We start from the raw sequence: 21277 nt of genomic DNA, 5'->3' as shown, positions 1-21277 counted from the left end.
ACAGGAGACCTGGAAACTGATGTCTGACTTCCCCTGGCTCACCGCGCTGGTGGTGCTGCCGCTGCTCGGCGCCGCGGCGCTGTGGTTGCTGCCCGCCGGCGCGCGCGCGCGTGCCCGCACGGTCGCGCTCGGCTTCGCCCTCGCGCAGGTGGTGCTCGCCGTCGCGGCCTTCGCGGCCTTCGACACGGGCGACGCGGCCACGCACCAGCTCGTCGAGACCGTGCCGTGGATCCCCGCGCTCGGGGTGTCGTGGGCGCTCGGCGTCGACGGCGTCGGCCTCGCGCTCATCGGCATGTCCGTGGTCCTGGTGCCGCTCGTCGTGCTGGCCGCCTGGCGCGAGCAGGGCTCGACCGACGGCCCGACCGACCGGCTGCGGCACTACCTGGCGCTCGTGCTGCTGCTCGAGGCGTTCATCGTGCTCGTGTTCGCCGCCCGCGACGTCTTCCTGTTCTACGTCGTCTTCGAGGCGATGCTCATCCCCGTGTACTTCATGATCGGCGCGTTCGGCGGCGCCCAGCGGCGCTACGCCGCGGTGAAGTTCCTGCTGTACTCGCTCGCCGGCGGTCTCGTCATGCTCGTCGGCGTCATCGCGCTGTACCTGCAGGGCCCGGGCGGCCCCGAGGGCTTCCTCATCGAGAACCTCGTGGGCGTCGACCTCGACCCGACGGTCGAGAAGTGGATCTTCCTGTCGTTCTTCCTGGCGTTCGCCATCAAGGCCCCCATGTTCCCGGTGCACACGTGGCTGCCCGACGCGGCGCAGCAGGCCCCGCCGGCACGTCGACGCTGCTCGTCGGCGTGCTCGACAAGGTCGGCACGTTCGGCATGCTCACGCTGTGCCTGCCGCTGTTCCCCGCGGCCTCGCGCTGGGCGGCGCCCGTGATCATCGTGCTCGCGGTGGTGTCGATCCTGTACGGCGCGCTGCTCGCGATCGGCCAGAAGGACATGATGCGGCTGGTCGCGTACACCTCGGTGTCGCACTTCGGGTTCATCGTGCTGGGGATCTTCGCGTTCACGTCGACGTCGATCGCCGGCTCGTCGTTCTACATGGTCAACCACGGGCTCTCGACGGGTGCGCTGTTCCTGCTCGTCGGGTTCCTCGCGGCGCGGCGCGGGTCGCAGCAGATCGTCGACTTCGGCGGCCTGCAGAAGGTCGTGCCCGTGCTGGCCGGCCTGTTCCTGGTCGTCGGTCTGTCGGCGCTGTCCCTGCCGGGCCTGTCGACGTTCGTCAGCGAGTTCCTCGTCATCGTCGGCACGTACCCGCGCCACCCGGCGGCGGCGATCGTCGCGACGCTGGGCGTGGTGCTCGCCGCGATCTACGTGCTGTGGCTCTACCAGCGGGTGTTCACCGGGCCCGTCCGCCACGAGCTGGCGGACATGGCCGACGTCGGGGCACGCGAGCGGTGGGTGATCGGGCCGCTCGTGGCGCTGATGCTCGTCCTCGGGTTCGTCCCCGGCCCGGCCCTCGACCTGGTCCGGCCGCCGGCGCAGGAGAGCATCGCGCAGCTCGGCGTCGACGACGTCGAGCCCACGACCACCACCGCGACCCCCGCCGGTGCGGAAGGGAGTGACCAGTGAGCGGCTTCACCGCCCCCGAGATCGCCTGGGGGCCCACGGTCCCCGTGCTGGTCGTGCTGGTCGCGGCCGTCCTCGGCGTCGTCGTCGAGGCGTTCGTCCCCGCCGCGCGTCGTCGTCTCGTCCAGCTCGTGCTGACGCTGGCGGCGCTCGCCGGTGCCCTGCTCGCCGTCGCGGCTCTCTGGTCCGACGTCGAGCGCACGGGCGGGACGGACGTGCTGGGCGGCTCCCTCGTCGTCGACGGACCCACGCTCGTGCTGCAGGCGACGATCGCCCTGCTCGCGCTGCTCTCGACGCTGGTCTTCGCGGACCGCGTCGCCGGGGGCGAGGACGCGTTCGCGCCCGCCGCCGCCGCGGTGCCGGGCTCGGACTACGAGGAGCTCGCCCGCCGCAAGGGTCTGCGTCAGACCGAGGTGTACCCGCTCCTGCTGTTCGCCACCGGCGGGATGATGCTGTTCCCGGCCACGACCGACCTGCTGACGCTGTTCGTCGCGCTCGAGGTCCTGTCCCTGCCGCTGTACCTGCTGTCCGGGATGGGACGCCGCCGTCGCCTGCTGTCGCAGGAGGCGTCGATGAAGTACTTCCTGCTCGGGGCCTTCGTCTCGGCGATCATGCTGTTCGGCATCGCGCTGCTCTACGGCTACTCCGGCTCGTTGCGGTACGCCGACATCGCGGCCGCGACCGCGACGCCCAACGGGCTCGAGGGTCTGCTCGTCGTGGGTGCGCTGATGCTGCTCGCCGGGCTGTTCTTCAAGGTCGGCGCGGTCCCGTTCCACATGTGGACGCCCGACGTCTACCAGGGCGCGCCGACCCCGGTGACGGGCTTCATGGCCGCGTGCACCAAGGTCGCGGCGTTCGGTGCGCTGCTGCGTGTCGTCTACGGCATGCTGCCCGGCATGGCCTGGGACCTCGAGGTGGTCCTGTGGGTCGTCGCCATCCTCACGATGGTCGTCGGGACCGTCGCGGCGCTGGTCCAGACCGACGTCAAGCGGCTGCTGGCGTACTCCTCGATCGCGCACGCGGGCTTCGTCCTGACGGGCATCGTCGCCCTGCAGGACTCCGGCATCACCGCCGTGCTGTTCTACCTGCTGGCCTACGGCGCGGCCACCGTCGGCGCGTTCGGCCTCATCGCGCTCGTGCGCGAGCAGGGGACGGACGACGACGGCGCGCCCGTGGTCCTGGGGGAGGCCACGCGGCTGTCGCAGTGGGCCGGCCTGGGCCGGAGCCACCCCGTGGTCGCCGTCACGTTCACGCTGTTCCTGCTGTCCTTCGCCGGGATCCCGCTCACCGCGGGGTTCGTGGGCAAGTTCGCGGTGTTCTCGTCCGCGGTCGAGGGCGGGGCCTGGCAGCTCGCGCTGGTCGGCGTGCTCGCGTCGGCCGCCGCGGCGTTCTTCTACGTCCGGATCATCGTGCTGATGTTCTTCACCGAGTCGCACGACACGGACGACGCGGACGACGCCGACGGCACGGCCGTCGCGACCGGTGCGGACCGCGGTCCGCAGCGAGCCCCGGCAGCCCTGTCCGAGGTCGCCGTCGGGCCGGGCGCCGCTGCGGGGTCCGCGCCGGCCGCGGTCCTCGCCGCGGATGGTGAGCGGCCCGCCACGACGACGACGGTGGCGGCCGGCGAGGGCCTGACGGTGGTCGCCGTCGCCGTCTGCGCCATCCTCACGGTCGTCCTGGGCGTCGCGCCCTCCGCGGTGCTCGACACGATCGCCTCGGTGGCGGTGCTGCTGCCGTGACCTGCCCGCGGCCGGCGGCGGGCAGGAACCCGGATCACCCGGACATCCTCCGGTCCCGGGTCGGTCGTCCGGCCGCGGTGCGGATAGGTTCGTCCCGTGACGACCGCACTCGCCCTCCCGCTCCACGACGCCGCGCTCGCCGAGCGACTGACGGGACGGCTCCTGATCGTCGAGGAGCTGCTGCGCGACGCCGTCACGTACGCCGACCCGATCGCGCACGACGCGTCGAGCCACCTGGTCAACGCGGGGGGCAAGCGGCTGCGCCCGCTCCTGACCCTGCTGACGGCCGAGCTCGGGGACGGCGGCCGGCGCGAGGTGGTCGACGCGGCCACCGTCGTCGAGCTGACGCACCTCGCGACGCTGTACCACGACGACGTCATGGACTCCGCGCCGCTGCGCCGCGGTGCACCCTCCGCGCACGAGGTGTGGGGCAACTCGGTGGCGATCCTCACCGGTGACCTGCTGTTCGCGCGGGCGTCGTCGATCGTCTCCGGGCTGGGGCCGGAGGCCGTGCGCATCCAGGCCCAGACGTTCGAGCGGCTGTGCCTCGGCCAGCTGCACGAGACGGTCGGTCCGCGGCCCGACGAGGACCCCGTCGCGCACTACCTGCAGGTGCTGTCCGACAAGACGGCGTCGCTCATCGCGACCTCGGCGCGGTTCGGCGCCATGATGGCCGGCTGCCGACCCGCCGAGGTGCGCACCGTCACCCAGTTCGGCGAGACCATCGGGGTCGCCTTCCAGCTCGCCGACGACGTCATCGACCTCACCTCCGACGGGACGACGCTGGGCAAGACGCCCGGCACCGACCTGCGCGAGGGCGTCCCGACGCTGCCCGCGCTGCTGCTGCGCTCCCGTGCGGCGACGACGCCCGTGGGCTCGACCGACCGCGCCGCCGTCGCGCTGCTCGACTCCGACCTGTCGGACGACGCCGACCTGGCCGCCGCGGTCGCGGTGCTCCGCGAGCACGAGGTCGTCGCGCTCACGCGCCGGCGCGCCGTGGACCTCGCACGGCAGGCCGTCTCCGAGCTCGGCCCGCTGCCGTCCGGCCCGGTGAAGGACGCCCTCGTGGCGTTCGCCGACGCGCTGGTCGACCGGGCCTCGTGACCCGGGCGCGGTGATGGTCGCAGGCGTTCGGCTCCGGTCCGCCGTCGCCACGGACCAGGCGGCGCGCGAGACCAACGAGGACACGGCGTGGGCGCAGGACGGGCTGTTCGTCGTCGCCGACGGCATGGGCGGGCACGAGGCCGGCGAGGTCGCGTCGCGGCTCGCGGTCGACGTCGTCAGCACCCTGGCCGGGGTGGCCCCCTCGCTCGAGGACGTGACGCGCGTCGTGCAGGACGCGCACCGGCGGGTCCGCGAGCTGCCGGTCGAGGGGGAGCGGCGCCCCGGGACCACGCTCACGGGGGTGGTCGTGACCGAGCACGCGGGCGTGGCGTGCTGGCTCGTCCTCAACGTCGGCGACTCGCGCACGTACCGCATGGTCGGGGGCATGCTCGAGCAGCTCACCCGGGACCACTCCGAGGTGGCCGAGCTGGTGGAGCAGGGACTGGTGGCCGTGGAGGACGCACCGCGGCACCCCCGCCGGCACGTCGTGACGCGGGTGCTCGGCGGCGGGGCGTCGTGGGTCGACCCCGACCTGCGGATGTTCCCCGTGAGCGTGGGGGACCGGATGGTCGTGTGCTCCGACGGCCTGACGGACGTGCTGCCCGACGGTCGCGTCCAGGCGGTGCTCCGCGCCGAGCGGCACCCCCGCGCGGCGGCCGACCGCCTGGTCCGGGAGGCGCTGGCGGCGGGTGCGCAGGACAACGTGACGGTCGTCGTGGTGGACGCGGTCGCCGTCACCCCGATCGCAGGCGCGGGCGGGCGCGCCGACGTGGCACGATGACCGCGCACCCGACCCCGGAGGACCGCCCGTGAGCACCCGCGCCTCAGCTCCGCGCTGCGCATCGTGCGGCATGCCGCTCGCCCCCGACGCCGAGTCCTGCTCCGTCTGCGGGGCCCGTGTCCCGCTGATCGCGCGTCCCACCTCGGGTGAGGACGACGGGCCGGACGTCGACGAGCCGGCCGGCGCCGGGTCGGCGCTGCCGCCGCCGTCGGACCCCGTCGTCCGGCCGGGCGTCCCGGCCGCGACCCTCGCCGTCTCCGCGACGGACAGGCCGATGCCCGCGGCACCCGCCGCGCGCAGCACCGCCTTCGACGCCGCCGCGGCTGCCCGCGACGTGCGCGCGGCCGCCCGCCCGCAGCGCGCGGCTCCCCCGCGGGCTGCGGCCGCCGTGCCGCCGATCGGCACCCGCGTGCTGGCGTACGCGATCGACGTGCTCGTCGCGGCCGCGGCCGCCGGCATCGGTCTGCTCGTTGCGGGGGTGGTCGGCGGCGACGCGACCCTCGTGGCGGGTCTGATCGGGCTGGTCGTCGGGGTTGCGCAGGTCCTCGCCGAGGGGCTGCGCGGTGCGACGCTCGGCGCGTACCTGCTGGGTCTGCGCACCGTCGACGAGCGCACGGGTGCGTGGCCCGGTGTGCCGCGCGCGTTCCTGCGGCAGCTGCTGGTCGCCCTGGGCGTGATCGGGTGCGGCGTCGGCAACTGGGTCGTCGCCGCGTCGGGCGCGTGGGACTCCGGTCCGCGTCGCCGCGGCTGGCACGACAAGGCGTCGGGCACGGCGGTCGTGCAGGCGGGCGCCGCCCAGCCGCCGTCGGGGCGCCAAGGACGGGCGTCGGCGCCCAGCGGGCCGCGCGGCAGCGCGCGCCCGTGGACGCCGTCGGCCCCGTCGACCGGTCCGGGCGGGCCGGGCGGCGCACCCGTCACGGCGCCCGTGCCGGCGCCGCCGGTCGACGACAGCCTGTTCGCGCCGGGGGAGGCGTCGCGCGTCGCGCTGCCGCCCCCGCCGGCCTCCGTCGCGGCCGTGGTGGAGCCGCCCGCTCCGGACCTCGTCCCCGACGCCCCTGCCGGTCTCGGTGCTGCGCCTCGCGGGGCGCGCCCGGAGGCGGACCTGCTGCCGCCTCCGCCCGACGCGACGCGCTCCGACCGCCGGGCGGCCCGCCCGGGTGGTGCCGCGGTCCCGGCCGCAGCGCCGGCGTCGGACGAGGACCTGGCCGAGATCGAGCACACCCGCGTGCGGGACCCCGAGTCGTTGCGCCGTCGCACCGGCACGCTGGCGCTGCACTTCGACACCGGTGAGCGCGTGCGCGTCGTCGGACGCGGGCTGGTCGGGCGTGGCCCGCGGGCCGAGGACGGCGAGGACATCCTGCACGTCGTGGTGCTGAGCGACGCCGCGCGGTCGCTGTCGCGCGTGCACGTCGAGTTCGGGCCGCAGGGCGCGACGACGGCGCAGGACGCCGCGATCTGGGTGACCGACCGCGGGTCGACCAACGGCACGGTCGTCGTCGACCCGACGGGTGCCGCGCGGGTGCTGCCGGCCGGGGCGCGGGCCGTCGTGCGTGCGGGCTGGTCGTTGCGGCTGGGCGACCGCGAGGCGCGCGTCGAGGACGACTGACGGCGCGTCAGGCGTCGGAGGGGGGCGGCACCGGGCCCTCGGCCCCGGGCGCGGGCCTGCGGGAGTGCCGGAGCCCGTCGACGGTGAGCACGACGAGCGCGAGCCACACCAGCCCGAATCCCCACCACCGGGCGGGCGGCATCTCCTCGCCGGCGACGAGCACGCCGATGGCGAGGTGCAGCACGGGGGTGAGGTACTGCAGGAGCCCCACGGTCGACAGCGGCAGGCGACGCGCCGCGGAGTTGAAGAGCAGCAGCGGGACCGCGGTGACCACGCCGGTCCCGACGAGCGCGAGCCCGTGCCAGTCGGGCGCGAACGTCGCGGAGCCGGTCAGGTGCAGCCACCCGAGGTAGAGCACGGCGGCGGGTGCGAGGACGGCCGTCTCGGCGGCGAGGCCGGGCAGTGCGCCGACCCGTGACCCGAGGCGGCTCTTGAGGAGCCCGTAGGTGCCGAAGCTGCCTGCCAGGACCAGCGCGATCCACGGCAGGGTGCCGTAGGCGACGGTGAGCACGACGACCGCCGCGGCGCCGCAGCCGACCGCGACCCACTGCACGGTGCGCAGCCGCTCGCCGAGCACGAGCACGGCCAGCGCCACCGTCACGAGGGGGTTGACGAAGTAGCCGAGCGCCGCGTCGACGACGTGGCCGGTCAGGACGCCGTGCACGAACACGAGCCAGTTCACGGCGAGCAGGACGGCCGCGAGCGTGAGCGTGGCCAGGAGCCGGACGTCACGCAGGATCGCGACGAATGCCCCCCACGTCCGGGTGACCAGCAGCAGCACGAGGCAGAACAGCAGGGACCACACGACGCGGTGCGCGATGATCTCGACCGGGTCGGAGGGCGCGAGGAGCGGGAAGTACAGCGGCAGCGCGCCCCACAGGGCGTAGGCGCCGACCCCCGCGGCGAGGCCGGCGCGGGACCGGCGAGCGGCGGTATCCACCCCGCGACTGTAGGCGTCGCGCCGGACGGCACCCGCCGTCCCACATCGTGGGCTGTCCGTATCGTGGAGTGGACGTCGAGGGTCGGGGCGGTCGCGTCCTAGACTCGGGGTCGCACTGCTCTCGCACCGACGGCGAGGCGCACGGGTGCGGGGCCCTGCAGGACGCCCCGCCAGGCGTCCGCCGCGCGAGGGCTTCCCCCACCGGAAGGCAACCAGGTCCCGTGAGCACCCCGACCCTGCGCGTCGCGATCGTCGGCGCCGGTCCGGCCGGCATCTACGCGGCCGACATCCTGTCGAAGACCGACCTCGACGTCAGCATCGACCTGTTCGAGCGGCTCCCGGCGCCCTTCGGCCTGGTCCGGTACGGCGTGGCACCCGACCACCCGCGCATCAAGCAGATCATCGTCGCGCTGCACAAGGTGCTCGAGCGCGGGGACATCCGCCTGCTCGCCAACGTCGACTACGGCACCGACCTCAAGCTCGACGACCTTCGCACCTTCTACGACGCGGTGATCTTCTCCACCGGCTCGATCCGGGACGCGGCGCTCGCGATCCCCGGGATCGACCTCGACGGCTCCTACGGCGCGGCGGACTTCGTGTCCTGGTACGACGGCCACCCGGACGTGCCGCGCACGTGGCCGCTGGAGGCCACGCAGGTCGCCGTGCTCGGTGCCGGGAACGTCGCGCTCGACGTGGCCCGCATCCTGGCCAAGCACGCGGACGACCTGCTGCCCACCGAGGTCCCCGCCAACGTCTACGACCTGCTCAAGGCCAGCCCGGTCACGGACGTGCACGTCTTCGCCCGCCGCGGACCCGCCCAGGCCAAGTTCTCGCCGCTCGAGCTGCGTGAGCTCGGCCACGTGCCGGACGTCGACACGATCGTCTACCCGGAGGACTTCGAGTTCGACGAGGGCTCGATGGCGGCCATCCACTCGAGCAACCAGACCAAGCAGGTCGTCAAGACCCTCACCGACTGGACGCTCAAGGAGCCCGAGGACCTGACGGCCTCGCGCCGCATCCACCTGCACTTCCTGCACAAGCCGGTCGAGGTGCTGGGCGAGGACGGCAAGGTCGTCGGGCTGCGCACCGAGCGCACGGTGCTCAACGGTGACGGCAACGCCACGGGGACCGGCCAGACGCACGACTGGCCCGTCCAGGCGGTCTACCGCGCGGTCGGCTACTTCGGCTCGCCGCTGGTCGACATCCCGTTCGACGACGTCGCGGGCGTCATCCCCAACCGGGAGGGCCGCGTGATCGACGTCGACGGCCGGCACCTGGACGGCGTGTACGCGACGGGGTGGATCAAGCGCGGCCCGGTCGGCCTCATCGGTCACACCAAGTCCGACGCGTCGGAGACGATCCGGAACCTCGGCGAGGACGTCGCCGAGCGCGGCCAGGAGTTCTACACGGCCACCGAGCGGGAGCCGCAGGCGGTCCTCGACTTCCTCGTGCAGCGCGGCGCCGACGTCATCGAGTGGTCGGGGTGGCAGGTGCTCGACGCGTACGAGCGGTCGCTGGGGGAGCCCCACGGGCGTGAGCGCGTCAAGCTCGTGCCGCGTGACCACATGGTCGCGATCTCGCTGGGACGCGAGCTCCCGCAGGACTGAGCAGAGCACGCAGGACAGCACTACCCGCGGGGCCCCGGACGGCAGAGGCGTCCGGGGCCCCGCGTCCGTCACGCGTCCCTCACCCGGCCGTCGCACCGCCGCCGGGAACGCGTGCCCCGCGCCGGGCGTTGACCCCGGTGCGGAGGGCGGCACCTCGTCGTCCGCGGGGAGGACGAGGAACAGATGGGCCATCGGCACTACAACGGGTTGAAGACGGCGGCGCTGTTCGGCGCCATGTGGGCGGTGCTGCTCGGGGTCGGGTGGCTGATCGGCGGTGCGCGGTACCTCTGGGTGTTCGCAGGGCTGGGCGTGGCGATGACCGCCTACAGCTACTGGAACTCGGACAAGATCGCCATCCGCGCGATGCGCGCGCGCCCCGTCAGCGAGATCGAGCAGCCGACGATGTACCGCATCGTGCGCGAGCTCTCGACCGCCGCGCGCCAGCCGATGCCGCGCCTGTTCGTGTCCCCGACCATGGCGCCGAACGCCTTCGCGACCGGCCGTGACCCGAAGAACGCCGCGGTGTGCTGCACCGACGGCATCCTCGCGATCCTCGACGAGCGCGAGCTGCGCGGCGTCCTGGGGCACGAGCTCATGCACGTCTACAACCGCGACATCCTCACGTCCTCGGTCGCCGCCGCGGTCGCGGGCGTCATCACCTCGCTCGCCCAGCTCGCGCTGTTCTTCGGCGGTGGGGACCGTCGCGAGGGCGGCAACCCGGTCGCCGCCCTCCTCATGGTGTTCCTGGCGCCGGTGGCCGCCACGCTCGTCCAGCTCGCGATCTCCCGGACGCGGGAGTACGACGCGGACGAGGACGGCGCCCGGCTGACGGGTGACCCGCTCGCGCTGGCCTCCGCGCTGCGCAAGCTCGAGGCGGGGACCCGGGCGCGGCCGCTGCCGCAGGACCGCGAGCTCGTCGACGTCTCGCACCTCATGATCGCGAACCCGTTCCGCGGCGGCGGCCTGGGTCGTCTCTTCGCGACCCACCCGCCGATGCCGGACCGGATCGCCCGCCTGGAGGCCATGGCCGGCGGCGGGATCACGCGCTACTGACGCACCGGCTCAGGCCGCGACGGGCGCCCACCGGAAGGCGACACGCACCAGGCCGTGGTCGTTCGAGCCGTCGGCGCGGTGGTCCTGCGTGGCGAGGTGGTCGTTGGTGATGGTCAGCCCGTCGAAGAGCCACATGCGGCGCCGGCTGTTGTCGTAGAGCTGCTCGCTGACGAGCACGTGGTCGAGCGACTCCCGCAGGTCCTCGTGGACGTGCGTGTAGTACACGTCGCGGGTGTCGCGGTACTCCTGGAGGGTCTGCGCGGTGTACAGGCCTGTGTCGGTGCCGCCGCGCGAGTCGCCGACGAGGTAGCGCGGCTGGCCCGTGAGGATGTTGACGGTGTTGCTGTGCTGACCGTCGTTGACGTCGCCGAGGACGACGACGGGCGTGTCCGAGCGCTTCATGACGTCGGTGAGCAGGACGCGCAGGGCCGCGGCCTCCGCGGTGCGGCGGATCGTCGAGATGGCGGCGCCCAGCGCCTCGACGTGCGGGCGGAACGTGTCGGGGTCGGCCCGGAACCACGGCTCGCGCTCGACCCGCGTCGGCACCTTGGACTTCAGGTGCACCACGGCCACCTCCACCGGCGGGCGGTCCGTGCGCGGCGTCACGGCGAAGCGCAGCACCGGCCGCGAGAACCGCCGGATCCGCACGTCGATGTCGGGTGCCTGCGGGTCGTGGGTGTCGGACGCGTGCAGCCGCAGCGCGGGCGGGAAGTCGTCCACCCAGTGCGGGGTGCCGTGCAGCAGGCCGCGTCGCACGAGCGCGGCACAGGTGATCCGGCCGCCCGTCGCCTGGTCGGCCAGCACGTCGTAGTCGTCGTCGAGGCGGGCGCGCTCCAGGGCCGCGACGAGCGCGTCGCGGTGCCACAGCTCCTGCAGGCCGACGACGTCGGCCTGCAGGTCGCGCAGGCGGTCGGCGAGCCAGGCGATCTTGCGGGCGTACTCTCGCGCGGTCCACGGCTCCTGGCCGGGGTTCATCGCGCGCCCCGGCAGCTGCAGGTTGTACAGGTTGACGGTCGCGACGGTGAAGCGGTCCAACGACATGACGCCCTCCCGGGTGCCGGCCGCGTCGGTCGCGGGCCGGCACCGGTGAGGAGCGCGGACGACGCCGCGCCGATACGTCTACCGGTAGTTGACGAACTGCAGGGCCGCGTCCACGTCGGCGCCCTTGAGCAGCGCGATCACGGCCTGCAGGTCGTCGCGGCTCTTGGCCGTCACCCGCAGCTCGTCGCCCTGGATCTGCGTCTTGACGCCCTTGGGGGCCTCGTCGCGCACGATCTTGGCGAGCTTCTTGGCGATCTCGCTGCTCAGGCCCTCCTGGATCGTGCCGGCGAGGCGGTACTCCTTGCCGGACGGCTGGGGCTCGCTCTCACCGGTGTCGAGCGACTTCAGCGAGATGCCCCGCCGGATGAGCTTGGTCTGGAACACGTCGAGCACCGCGAGCACGCGCTCGGCGGAGTTGGCGACCATCAGGATGCTCTCGCCGCTCCACGCGATGGAGGCACCGACGCCCTTGAAGTCGTAGCGCTGCGCGATCTCCTTCGCGGCCTGGTTCAGGGCGTTGTCGACCTCCTGACGGTCGACCTTGCTGACGACGTCGAACGACGACTCGCTCGCCATGCTGCTCCCTCCGGGGCGACCCGACCGGGTCGCCCGACTGCGTCCGTCGGACGAGGGGTGTGCGGGACCGCGTGCCGCGTGCTGCGGGCGGTCGGTCACCGGCCGGACCGGTCGGTGTGCACGAGCCCCCTCTCGGAGTTGCTATCCTTCCATCCGCACGCCGCTCGCGCGGACGCGCCGCTCCCGTCGTCACGACGGGGACGACGCGCACGACGCGGGCACGCGTCCCCTGGCGGGTTACCCGAGTGGCCAAAGGGGGCTGACTGTAAATCAGCTGGCAACGCCTACGGGGGTTCGAATCCCTCACCCGCCACGCACCGAAGGGGCGTCCTCCACGGAGGACGCCCCTTCTGCACGCCCACGTCCCGCGAGTGCGGGGAAACACGTCGAGTGCGGGGGATACGACCCCCGCACTCGAGCCGTTTCCCCCGCACTCGCGGGAGGGGTGGGTGGGGTGGGGAGCGGTCAGCAGGTCCAGGCGCCTGTGGTGACCGAGACCGTGGTGCCCTCGTCGCGGGTGTCGAAGATGCCGGCGTCCTCCTCCGAGGCGAACGCGACGCCGACGCCGACCGGCTCCGCGTAGCCCGTGAGGCCGCCGAGCTGCTCCTGCGCACCGTCCTGGCAGCCGGGGGACCAGGTCTCGACCTCGTAGCCCTGCTCGGCGAGGCGGTCGATCTCGGTGGCGAGCGCGGGGTCGTCGACGGTCTCGGCGATCGCGGTCCACACGACCCAGAAGTCGCCGTCGGTGTCGGCGGGGGTGACGGCGGTGGGCCAGTCGGCGGCGGAGGGGTCGACGCCCTCGTCACCGCCGCTGCACGCGGCGGTCGAGAGCAGGGCGGCGACGGACAGCAGGACGGCGGCGGCGACGCGGCCGCGGTGACGGGGGGTGGGACGCATGGGCCGGATCGTGGCACGGCGCGTCGGGGACCGCGACGAGATGAAACGCTTCGGGAGCGGGCGCCCGGGCCTCGACGGCCGGCGGTCGGAGCCCTCGCAGGAGACGATTTCACGGGCACCCCGCAGCGCGTGTACTCTGGTCCGCGCTGCCCCGATAGCTCAGTCGGCAGAGCGTCTCCATGGTAAGGAGAAGGTCAAGGGTTCGATTCCCTTTCGGGGCTCTGTGGTGTGCCACGGGTCGGTCGTCCTCGGACGATCGGCCCGGGCGACCGCTGTGGCGGGATAGCTCAGGTGGTTAGAGCACACGGCTCATAATCGTGGTGTCGCGGGTTCGAATCCCGCTCCCGCTACCACGTCCGGCGAAACATCCGTCCCAGCAGCACGCGTCGGCCGGCGCGCGCCAGGAGAAGAACGCAGCCCCCGCGGGGCGCGAGAGGTGACACAGACATGGCCAGCAAGAGCGCGGACGTCCGCCCGAAGATCACACTCGCCTGCACGGAGTGCAAGGAGCGGAACTACATCACCAAGAAGAACCGGCGGAACAACCCCGACCGGCTCGAGATGAAGAAGTACTGCCCGCGGGACAACAAGCACACGGTGCACCGCGAGACCCGCTGACGCGGTCAGCTCGTCACCGACGGACCCGCTGACGTGCCGGTCGACATCACCTTCGCCGGGCGGGCCTACCCGCCCGGCGACGTGTACGTGGTCTCCCGCGAGAAGCTGCGCGAGTTCGCCGAGGCGACGGGTGCCACGCACCCCGCGCACACGGACGTCGACGCGGCACGTGCGCTCGGCCACCCCGACGTGGTCGCGCCGCCGACGTTCGCCGTCGTCGTCGCCCAGCGCACCGAGGCGCAGTACGTCCAGGACCCGGCAGCCGGCATCGACTTCAGCCGTGTCGTGCACGCCGACGAGCGGTTCACGCACCACCGGCCCATCCACGCCGGTGACCGCCTGCGCACCGCGCTGCACGTCGACGCGGTCACGCAGCGTGCCGGGCTGTCGATGGTCACGACCCGGTGCGAGATCGCGGACGAGGACGGCACGCCCGTCGCGACGGTCCTGTCGATGCTCGCCGTGCGGCCGGAGGAGGACGCGTGAGCGCCCCCGCCGACCGTCCGGTGCTCGCCGACCGTCCCGTGCTCGCGGACCTCGCGGTCGGCCAGGAGGTCGCCCGCCGCACGATCACGGTCGACCGGGCACGCCTGGTGCGGTACGCCGGGGCGTCCGGCGACTTCAACCCCATCCACTGGAACGAGCGCGTCGCGACGTCGGTGGGCCTGCCTGGCGTCATCGCGCACGGCATGTGGACGATGGGCGCGGTCGCAGCGGTCGTCGTCGACTGGGCGGGTGACCCGGGCGCGGTCGTGGACTACCAGACCCGCTTCACGCGCCCCGTCCCCGTGCCCGACCCCGGGGAGGCGTCCGTGGACGTCGTCGCGGTCGTCGGTGCGCTCGACACCGACGCGCGGACCGCGCGCATCGACCTGACGGTGAGCGTCGAGGGTGCGCGCGTGCTGGGCAAGGCGCACGCGGTCGTCCGCCTCGGCTGAGCCGAACCCTCGGCTGAGCCGACCTTCGGCCGAGCCGACGTTGGGCCGGGTCCGAGCGCTCAGGCGTGCGGCGGGCCGGTCGTCGTCCCCACGCGCAGCTGCACCGGCAGGACCCGCGGTTCCGGCATGCGGCCGGCGAGCAGCTCCGCGACGGCCTCGCCGATGGCGGCGCCCTTCTCGGCGAGCGGCTGGGCGACGGTCGTCAGGACGTCGGGTGCGAGCCACGGCAGGTCCAGGCCGTCGAAGCCGGCGACGGACACGTCCTGCGGCACCCGCAGGCCCAGCTCGCGGGCGGCGAGCACGACGCCGGACGCGAGCAGGTCGGACTGGCACACGATCGCCGTGGGACGGTCGGCGCCCTGCAGCAGCACCCGGCCCGCCGCGGCGCCGTTCTCCACCAGCGACGCCGGGGTCTCGTACACGACCGTGGGCGTCACCCCGGCGTCGGTGACGCCGGCCAGGCGTCGCCGGGTGATCTCCCACGAGATGGCGGCGATGCGCGCCGGGTCGGCGGCGCCCTCGCCCCGGTCCCGGTCGAACGGCAGGGTGACGGTCGCGATGCGGGTGTGGCCCAGGTCGAGGAGGTACCGGGTGAGCTCCGTCATGCCGCCGTGGTCGTCGATGCCGATCGCCGCGACGTCGGGCTGCGGTGTGCCCTCGACGAGCACCGCGGGGGTGTTGCGGCGCCGCAGCATCTCCAGGACGGGGTCGTCGGTGGTGCCTCCCCACATCTGCACGGCGACGTCCATCGCGGCGGTGCCGAGCAGCGGGTCGACGGCGGGCTGGGTCGAGTCGTCGGGCCCGGGGACCAGCAGGACGCCCAGGCCGAGCGGGCCGAGCGTCGTGGTGAGCCCGTCGAGCACCTGCACGGCCACCGGGTCGCGGAACGCGCGGCGCAGCGCGTCGCCCATGATCACGCCGACGATGCCGGACCGGCCGCGGCGCAGCTGTCGCCCGAGCGGGTTGGGACCGGCGTAGCTCAGCGCGCGGGCGGCGTCCAGCACCCGGGTCCGGGTGGCGTCGGCGATGGGTCCGGAGCCGGAGAACGCGAGCGACGCGGTCGACACGGACACACCTGCGCTCGCAGCGACGTCGGCGAGGGTGGTGCGCTGCGCGGACAGGGCAGTACCTCCGGGGCCGGCGGCGTGGGCGGGGGGTGGCGTCGCGGATCGGTTTGACGTCGCCGCCAGCGTACCCGCACAATCATCGGCAGATATCGAATCGATTCGACCCCGAGATGAGGCAGCATGAGCAGCGTGGACGTCCGTCACGCGCCAGGCGCGCGCGAGGTCCGGCTCGCCTCGGCCGCCGTGTTCGCGGTCTTCCTTCTCTCGGGCGTGAACTTCGCCTCCTGGGCGGCCCGGCTGCCGGCCGTGCGGGACGCGCTCGACCTGACCCCGAGCGCATGGGCGTGCTGCTGCTCATCGGCGCCTTCGGGTCGTTGTTCTCGCTGCCGCTGTCCGGCATGGTCGTCGAGCGGCTCGGCGCGCGTCGGACCGTGCTCGGCTTCGCGATCCTCAACGCGCTCGGCTTCGCGTCCGCCGCGCTCGGTGTCGCTGCAGGCCAGGTCGTGCTGGTCGGCGCGGGCCTGGTGCTCGCCGGGATCGGCGCCGGCGTGTGGGACGCCGCGATGAACATCGAGGGCGCGGTCGTGGAGCAGCGGCTCGGTCGCACGATCATGCCGCGGTTCCACGCCGGATTCTCGTTCGGCACCATGGCCGCCGCCGGGGTCGCCGCGGGCGCCGCCGCCCTGCACGTCCCCGTGCAGGTGCACCTGCCCGTGGTGGTCGCCCTGTCGTCCGTCGCCGTCGCGGTGGCCGTGCGATCCTTCCTCGCGGAGCCCGAGCCGCACCGCGCGCCGCACGACGCCGACCCGCACGACGCCGACCGGCACGACGCCGACCGCACGGCCACGCCGTCCGCCGCACGTCGCGGCGCGCACGCGGCGCTCGGCGCCTGGCTCGAGCCGCGGACGCTGCTCATCGGCCTGGTCGTGCTCTCGGCCGCGCTCACCGAGGGCGCCGCGAACGACTGGGTGAGCCTGGCGGTGGTCGACGGCTTCGGCACGGGGCACGCGACCGGTGCCATCGGCTTCGGGCTGTTCGTCACCGCGATGACCGCGATGCGGCTCTTCGGCACCCCGCTGCTCGACCGGTACGGCCGCGTGGCGGTGCTGCGCCTGTGCGCCGGTCTGGCGGCCGTCGGGTTGCTGGTGTTCGGCCTCGCCGACCAGCTGTGGCTCGCCCTCGTCGGCGTCGCTGCCTGGGGCATGGGCGCCGCGCTCGGCTTCCCCGTCGGCATGAGCGCCGCGGCCGACGACCCGCTGCGCGCCGCGCCGCGCGTCGCCGTCGTGTCGACCATCGGCTACTCCGCGTTCCTGGCCGGCCCGCCGCTGCTGGGCCTGCTCGCCGAGCACGTCGGCTACCGGCACGCGCTGCTGGCGATCCTCGTGCCCGTCGTGCTGGGGCTGCTGGTGATGTCCGCCGTGCGCCCCCTGCCGCGGACGGGCGCCCCCGCGGGCGCACCGCTCCCCGCGGACTAGCCTGGACGCGTGGAGCTCGACACCTGCGCCCTGTCCGGCCCGGCACCCGAGCCGGCGTACCCGGCGGTCCCGACGCACCCCGGCACGCCCACCCTCGCGGACCTCACGACGCTGCGCGTGGGCGGGCCCGTCGGCCGGTACGTCGAGGCGACGTCCGAGCACGAGCTGGTCGAGGTCGTGCGTGCGGCCGACGCCGCGGGCGAACCGCTCCTCGTGCTGGGAGGCGGGTCGAACGTGCTCGCGGCGGACGCGGGGTTCGACGGCGTGGTCGTCCGCGACGTGCGCGGCGGCGTGGCGGTCCCCGACGCGTCCGCGTGCGCCGGAGTCACGCTGACGGTGCCGGCGGGCACCGTGTGGGACGACGTCGTCGCGTACGCGGTGGCCCACGAGCTCGTCGGCGTCGAGGCGCTGTCCGGCATCCCGGGCTCGACGGGTGCGACGCCCGTGCAGAACGTCGGCGCCTACGGGCAGGAGGTCGCGCAGACCGTCGCGCAGGTGCGGGTGTGGGACCGGGGGCGCGGCCGGGTGCGCACGCTGCCGTACGTCTCCCTCGGGTTCGGCTACCGCACGTCGACGCTCAAGCGCTCGATGCGGCCGGACCCGGCCGACCCGGCGGCCCCGTGGGGCCCGACGCCCCGCTACGTCGTCCTCGACGTGACGTTCCAGGTCAAGGAGGGCTCGCTGTCGTCGCCCGTGGCCTACCCGGAGCTCGCGCGCACGCTCGACGTCGCCGTGGGGGAGCGCGCCCCGCTGGCGGACGTGCGGGCCGCGGTGCTCCAGCTGCGCGGACGCAAGGGCATGGTGCTGGACGCCGCCGACCACGACACGTGGAGCGCGGGCTCGTTCTTCACCAACCCGGTGGTCGCGGCGGCTGCGGCCGACGCGCTGCCCGCCGACGCCCCCCGCTGGCCGATGCCGGACGGCGCCACCAAGACGAGCGCCGCGTGGCTCATCGAGCACGCGGGCTTCGGCCGGGGTCACGGTGCGCCCGGCCCGGCGACGCTGTCGACGAAGCACACGCTCGCGTTGACCAACCGCGGCGACGCGCGCGCCGAGGACCTGCTGGAGCTGGCCCGCGCGGTCCGTGACGGCGTGCGCGACCGTTTCGGCGTCGTGCTCGAGGCGGAGCCGGTCCTCGTCGGCGCCACCCTGTAGCGGCCGGGCGCGCGAGGCTACCCCTCGCCGCCCGCGGGGCGCATCGGCCGCGCGACGGGCACGGGTGCCGTCCTGCGACCGATGCCCCGCGCCCCCCGGCCCGCCAGGGTGGAGGTGCGTCGACGGTCGGGCACCGAGCCCGGCGGGCGCACGTGCAGGGTGCACCCATGAGAAGACGACCGTCCCGTCATGCCGTCGCCGCGACCGCCGTCGCGGCGTGCCTGGCGCTGACCGCCACCACGCTGACCGCCACCGGCGCGAGCGCCGAGGGGCGCGGCCCCGGGCACCCCGGCCACGGGGGCCACGACCGCACGAGCCGCGTCGAGGCGGCGCGGGTCGACCGCGTCCCGACGCCCGACCCGCACTGGGCGGACTGCTCGGAGGCCGCCGGCACCACCGCCGAGTGCGGCACCGTCGACCTCCCGCTCGACTACGACCACCCGCGCCGCGGCACGACGCGGGTCGCGCTGCTGCGGATCCCCGCGACCGACCCGCAGGCGCGGATCGGCACGCTCTTCCTCAACCCCGGCGGTCCCGGCGGGTCCGGGGTCGACATGGCGGCGGACGCGCCCGCGTTCCTCCCGCCGGAGGTGCTGGCGCGGTTCGACGTCGTCGGTTTCGACCCCCGCGGCGTGGGCTACTCCGCGAGCATCCGCTGCTTCGCCGACGCCCAGGCGCAGTCGGACGCGCTCGGGGGGATGTTCGTCGCCTTCCCGACGACCGAGGAGGAGACGTCCGCGTACCTCACCTCGGCGGACGCGCTCGGCCGGGCCTGCTCGACGACGGGTGCACCGCTCAGCGCGTCGATGTCCACGGCCGAGGTGGCGCGGGACCTGGACGTGCTGCGCCGCGCCGCCGGTGACGAGCGGCTCAGCTACCTCGGCTTCTCCTACGGCAGCGTGCTGGGCCAGGTGTACGCGAACCTGTTCCCGGACCGGTTCCGGGCCCTGGCGATCGACGGCGTGGTCGACCCGTGGGCGTGGGCGGGGACCAGGCGCACGGAGGGAACCCCGTGACGGACCGGATCGGGTCCGGCGCGGCCGGTTGGCGCGCGATGCAGGAGGTGCTCGACCGGTGCGAGGCGGCCGGTCCCGACGTCTGCCGGACGGCGGGGCTGGGGGCGCCGCGTGCGGTCTGGGCCCAGGTGACCGACGGTCTGCGCGCCGCCCCGGCGCCCCTGATCGACCCCGAGAGCGGGACCCTCCTCGGCGTGCTGACGTGGCCGGACGTGCTCTCGGTGGTGCTCGGCGAGCTCTACTCGCCCGTCGGCGCGGCCCGGGTCGACGTGGTCGTCTGGGCGGTCCACCAGCTCCAGCTGCCCGACACGCCCGAGAACGCGCCGTCGCGGGCGCAGGCCTCGCGCGAGCTCCTCGCCCTGTTCGACGTGCCGCCCGAGGTCGCGGCCGAGGCCGAGCGCCGGTTCCTCGCCCTGTCCGCGGTCTTCGGCCGGGACACGTCGTACGAGAACGGGTTCGAGTCGTTCTCCGGTGTCGTGTGCGCCGATGCGCGCGGGCCGCGTCGCGGGGAGGCGTGGATCGGTGCCGCCCAGGCCTCGGAGGCCGTCGCCCCCGGGTTCGGGCCGCGGTGGACGTGGGGGTCGCCGCAGTGCGCGACGCGCTCCTGGACCGCACAGGACGAGGACGTGTACCGCGGACCGTTCGACGCGCGGACCGTCGCACCCGTCCTGGTCGTCGGCAACCTCTGGGACCCGGCCACGCCGTACGAGGGCGCGCTGGCTGCGGCCAGGGAGCTGCCGAACAGCCGGCTGCTGTCGTCGGACAGCTGGGGCCACGTCGCGTTCGGCACGTCCGCCTGCGCGACCGACACCGTGGGCCGGTACCTGCTGACCGGTGAGGTCCCGGCGGAGGGAACGACGTGCGTCGGCGACGCGCAGCCGTTCGTCGAGCAGCCGCAGTCCCGCACCGCGCAGACCCCGCGCATGCTGCCGCCGGTCGTCCCGCCGGTCCCGGGCGCGACGCCGCGCGCGTCGTGACGCCGCGGCTCGGAGGCTGACGCGGTGGGGCCCGGCGGTGCGCCGGGCCCCACCGCGGTCCGGGTCGGGGTCCGTCGGGGGGCCGGCGGGCCGTCAGGCCGCGGCAGGCTCCGCCGCGAGCCACGCGTCCACCCCGGCCAGCAGACGCGCACGCGTCGCCGGTGACGCCGCGCTCGCGGTCACGGACGCCCGGGCAAGATCCGCGAGCTCCGCGTCCGTGAAACCGAGGTCCTCCCGCGCGATGCGGTACTGGTCGACCAGACGGGACCGGAACAGCAGCGGGTCGTCCGCGCCGAGCGCGAGGCGCGCACCCGCGTCGACCAGGGCGCGCAGCGGCACGTCCGCCGGCCCGGCGTACACGCCGAGCGACACGTTCGACGCCGGGCACACCTCGAGCGGGACGTCGCGCTCGACGACCCGGTCCAGCACGCGCGGGTCCTCGCCGCAGCGCACGCCGTGCCCCAGGCGGTCGGGCTGCAGGTGGTCGAGGACCTCCTCGACGTGCGCGGGTCCCAGCAGCTCCCCGCCGTGCGGCACGCTCAGCAGCCCGGCCTGCCGCGCGATCGCGAACGCCCCGGCGAAGTCGGCGGTCGTGCCGCGCCGCTCGTCGTTCGAGAGGCCGAACCCGACGACCTGCCCCGGCCCGTCGCCGGCGTGCCGGGCGGCGAGCCGGGCGAGCGTCCGCGCGTCCAGGGGGTGCCGCATGCGCGACGCGGCGACGACGACGCCGATCTCGACGCCCGTGGCCGCCTGCGCGGTGCGCGCCTCGTCCAGGACGATCTCGAGCGCGGGCGTCAGACCACCGACGAACGGCGCGTACGAGGTGGGGTCCACCTGGATCTCCAGGCGCCCCGACCCCTCGGCGGCGTCGTCGGCAGCGGCCTCCGCGACGATGCGCCGCATGTCCGCCTCGGAGCGCACGCACGCGCGCGCCGCGTCGTACAGCCGCTGGAAGCGGAACCAGCCGCGCTCGCCCGCGGGCACCCGCAGGGGATCGTCGTCGAGCAGCACCGAGGGCAGCCGGATGCGGTGCTGCTCCGCCAGCTCGGCGAGCGTCGCTACCCGCATCGAGCCCGTGAAGTGCAGGTGCAGGTGTGCCTTGGGGCAGCAGGCTC

General features: G+C 74.6%; 19 protein-coding genes, 3 tRNA genes and 1 pseudogene. 17 read left to right on the top strand and 6 right to left on the bottom strand.

The features are described 5' to 3' along the window. The first annotated feature begins 19 nt into the window (after positions 1-19). The 5 genes and pseudogenes from OKX07_RS15040 (at position 20) to OKX07_RS15020 (ending at position 6802) form a co-directional block, all read left to right on the top strand. A pseudogene (locus OKX07_RS15040) lies at positions 20-1575 on the top strand (NADH-quinone oxidoreductase subunit M). Continuing rightward, positions 1572-3311 carry an NADH-quinone oxidoreductase subunit NuoN gene (gene nuoN, locus OKX07_RS15035; RefSeq protein ID WP_265628786.1) on the top strand — a complete coding sequence of 580 codons (1740 nt, stop codon included), beginning with the start codon at positions 1572-1574 and terminating at the stop codon, positions 3309-3311. Before OKX07_RS15040 ends, nuoN begins: the two are co-directional and overlap by 4 nt. A gap of 96 nt (positions 3312-3407) precedes the next feature. Then, positions 3408-4415: a polyprenyl synthetase family protein gene (locus OKX07_RS15030; protein ID WP_265628785.1), complete on the top strand. Its 1008-nt coding sequence runs from the start codon at positions 3408-3410 to the stop codon at positions 4413-4415. Positions 4416-4428: 13 nt separating this feature from the next. Further along, on the top strand, positions 4429-5196 hold the full coding sequence (locus OKX07_RS15025; RefSeq protein WP_265628784.1) for a PP2C family protein-serine/threonine phosphatase: 768 nt from the start codon (positions 4429-4431) through the stop codon (positions 5194-5196). 70 nt (positions 5197-5266) lie between these two features. Next, the gene (locus OKX07_RS15020) at positions 5267-6802 is read left to right on the top strand and encodes an RDD family protein (RefSeq protein WP_265628829.1); all 1536 of its coding nucleotides are present in this window, start codon (positions 5267-5269) and stop codon (positions 6800-6802) included. Positions 6803-6809: 7 nt separating this feature from the next. Here the strand turns inward: OKX07_RS15020 and rarD are convergent, their stop codons facing one another. Beyond that, positions 6810-7742 (bottom strand): EamA family transporter RarD, encoded by a 933-nt coding sequence (rarD, locus tag OKX07_RS15015; RefSeq protein ID WP_265628828.1) that lies wholly within the window; start codon positions 7740-7742, stop codon positions 6810-6812. Between the two features lie 221 nt (positions 7743-7963). On the opposite strand from rarD, the gene OKX07_RS15010 reads away from it, so the two are divergent. Together OKX07_RS15010 and htpX are read left to right on the top strand one after the other, a co-directional pair. Then, entirely contained in the window at positions 7964-9349 is a 1386-nt protein-coding gene (locus OKX07_RS15010) for an FAD-dependent oxidoreductase (RefSeq protein WP_265628827.1), read from the top strand. 183 nt (positions 9350-9532) lie between these two features. Beyond that, complete coding sequence (gene htpX, locus OKX07_RS15005) at positions 9533-10402, top strand: zinc metalloprotease HtpX (protein ID WP_265628781.1); 870 nt, start codon at positions 9533-9535, stop codon at positions 10400-10402. A 9-nt stretch (positions 10403-10411) separates the two neighbouring features. Here the strand turns inward: htpX and OKX07_RS15000 are convergent, their stop codons facing one another. After that, complete coding sequence (locus OKX07_RS15000) at positions 10412-11443, bottom strand: endonuclease/exonuclease/phosphatase family protein (RefSeq protein WP_265628780.1); 1032 nt, start codon at positions 11441-11443, stop codon at positions 10412-10414. A 78-nt stretch (positions 11444-11521) separates the two neighbouring features. Next, positions 11522-12019, bottom strand: coding sequence for a YajQ family cyclic di-GMP-binding protein (locus tag OKX07_RS14995; RefSeq protein ID WP_265628779.1), 498 nt, complete (start codon positions 12017-12019; stop codon positions 11522-11524). A 231-nt stretch (positions 12020-12250) separates the two neighbouring features. Here OKX07_RS14995 and OKX07_RS14990 point away from each other — a divergent pair. After that, positions 12251-12332: transfer RNA gene (locus OKX07_RS14990), tRNA-Tyr, on the top strand. Positions 12333-12484: 152 nt separating this feature from the next. Here the strand turns inward: OKX07_RS14990 and OKX07_RS14985 are convergent. Next, positions 12485-12916: a hypothetical protein gene (locus tag OKX07_RS14985; RefSeq protein WP_265628778.1), complete on the bottom strand. Its 432-nt coding sequence runs from the start codon at positions 12914-12916 to the stop codon at positions 12485-12487. Between the two features lie 148 nt (positions 12917-13064). Between OKX07_RS14985 and OKX07_RS14980 the strand changes: the two genes are divergently transcribed. The 5 genes from OKX07_RS14980 (at position 13065) to OKX07_RS14960 (ending at position 14472) form a co-directional block, all read left to right on the top strand. Then, positions 13065-13137 (top strand) — tRNA-Thr (locus OKX07_RS14980). Between the two features lie 55 nt (positions 13138-13192). After that, positions 13193-13269 (top strand) — tRNA-Met (locus tag OKX07_RS14975). Between the two features lie 94 nt (positions 13270-13363). Next, positions 13364-13534 (top strand): 50S ribosomal protein L33, encoded by a 171-nt coding sequence (gene rpmG / locus OKX07_RS14970; protein ID WP_191782268.1) that lies wholly within the window; start codon positions 13364-13366, stop codon positions 13532-13534. A 33-nt stretch (positions 13535-13567) separates the two neighbouring features. After that, positions 13568-14020, top strand: coding sequence for an FAS1-like dehydratase domain-containing protein (locus tag OKX07_RS14965; RefSeq protein WP_265628777.1), 453 nt, complete (start codon positions 13568-13570; stop codon positions 14018-14020). Beyond that, complete coding sequence (locus tag OKX07_RS14960) at positions 14017-14472, top strand: MaoC/PaaZ C-terminal domain-containing protein (RefSeq protein ID WP_416220790.1); 456 nt, start codon at positions 14017-14019, stop codon at positions 14470-14472. Before OKX07_RS14965 ends, OKX07_RS14960 begins: the two co-directional genes overlap by 4 nt. A gap of 59 nt (positions 14473-14531) precedes the next feature. Here OKX07_RS14960 and OKX07_RS14955 read toward each other — a convergent pair whose 3' ends face one another. After that, positions 14532-15593, bottom strand: a complete 1062-nt coding sequence (locus tag OKX07_RS14955) for a LacI family DNA-binding transcriptional regulator (protein ID WP_265631932.1) — start codon at positions 15591-15593, stop codon at positions 14532-14534. Positions 15594-15877: 284 nt separating this feature from the next. On the opposite strand from OKX07_RS14955, the gene OKX07_RS14950 reads away from it, so the two are divergent. The 4 genes from OKX07_RS14950 to OKX07_RS14935 all read left to right on the top strand — a co-directional run bounded on the left by OKX07_RS14950 (position 15878) and on the right by OKX07_RS14935 (position 20162). After that, positions 15878-17014: an MFS transporter gene (locus OKX07_RS14950; protein WP_322746790.1), complete on the top strand. Its 1137-nt coding sequence runs from the start codon at positions 15878-15880 to the stop codon at positions 17012-17014. Positions 17015-17023: 9 nt separating this feature from the next. Further along, a complete protein-coding gene (locus OKX07_RS14945) occupies positions 17024-18169 on the top strand; it encodes a UDP-N-acetylmuramate dehydrogenase (protein WP_265628826.1) in 1146 nt (381 codons plus the stop codon). A gap of 167 nt (positions 18170-18336) precedes the next feature. Beyond that, on the top strand, positions 18337-19185 hold the full coding sequence (locus OKX07_RS14940) for an alpha/beta fold hydrolase (protein WP_265628825.1): 849 nt from the start codon (positions 18337-18339) through the stop codon (positions 19183-19185). Further along, entirely contained in the window at positions 19182-20162 is a 981-nt protein-coding gene (locus OKX07_RS14935) for an alpha/beta hydrolase (protein WP_265628824.1), read from the top strand. Before OKX07_RS14940 ends, OKX07_RS14935 begins: the two co-directional genes overlap by 4 nt. A 93-nt stretch (positions 20163-20255) precedes the next feature. Here OKX07_RS14935 and OKX07_RS14930 read toward each other — a convergent pair whose 3' ends face one another. After that, a complete protein-coding gene (locus tag OKX07_RS14930) occupies positions 20256-21230 on the bottom strand; it encodes an adenosine deaminase (protein WP_322746789.1) in 975 nt (324 codons plus the stop codon). Positions 21231-21277 lie beyond the last annotated feature (47 nt).

The sequence above is a fragment of the Cellulomonas sp. S1-8 genome, from assembly GCF_026184235.1.
Lineage (GTDB): Bacteria > Actinomycetota > Actinomycetes > Actinomycetales > Cellulomonadaceae > Cellulomonas.
Note: the sequence above shows the minus strand (reverse complement) of the source record. Positions and strands in the feature narration are given on the sequence as shown.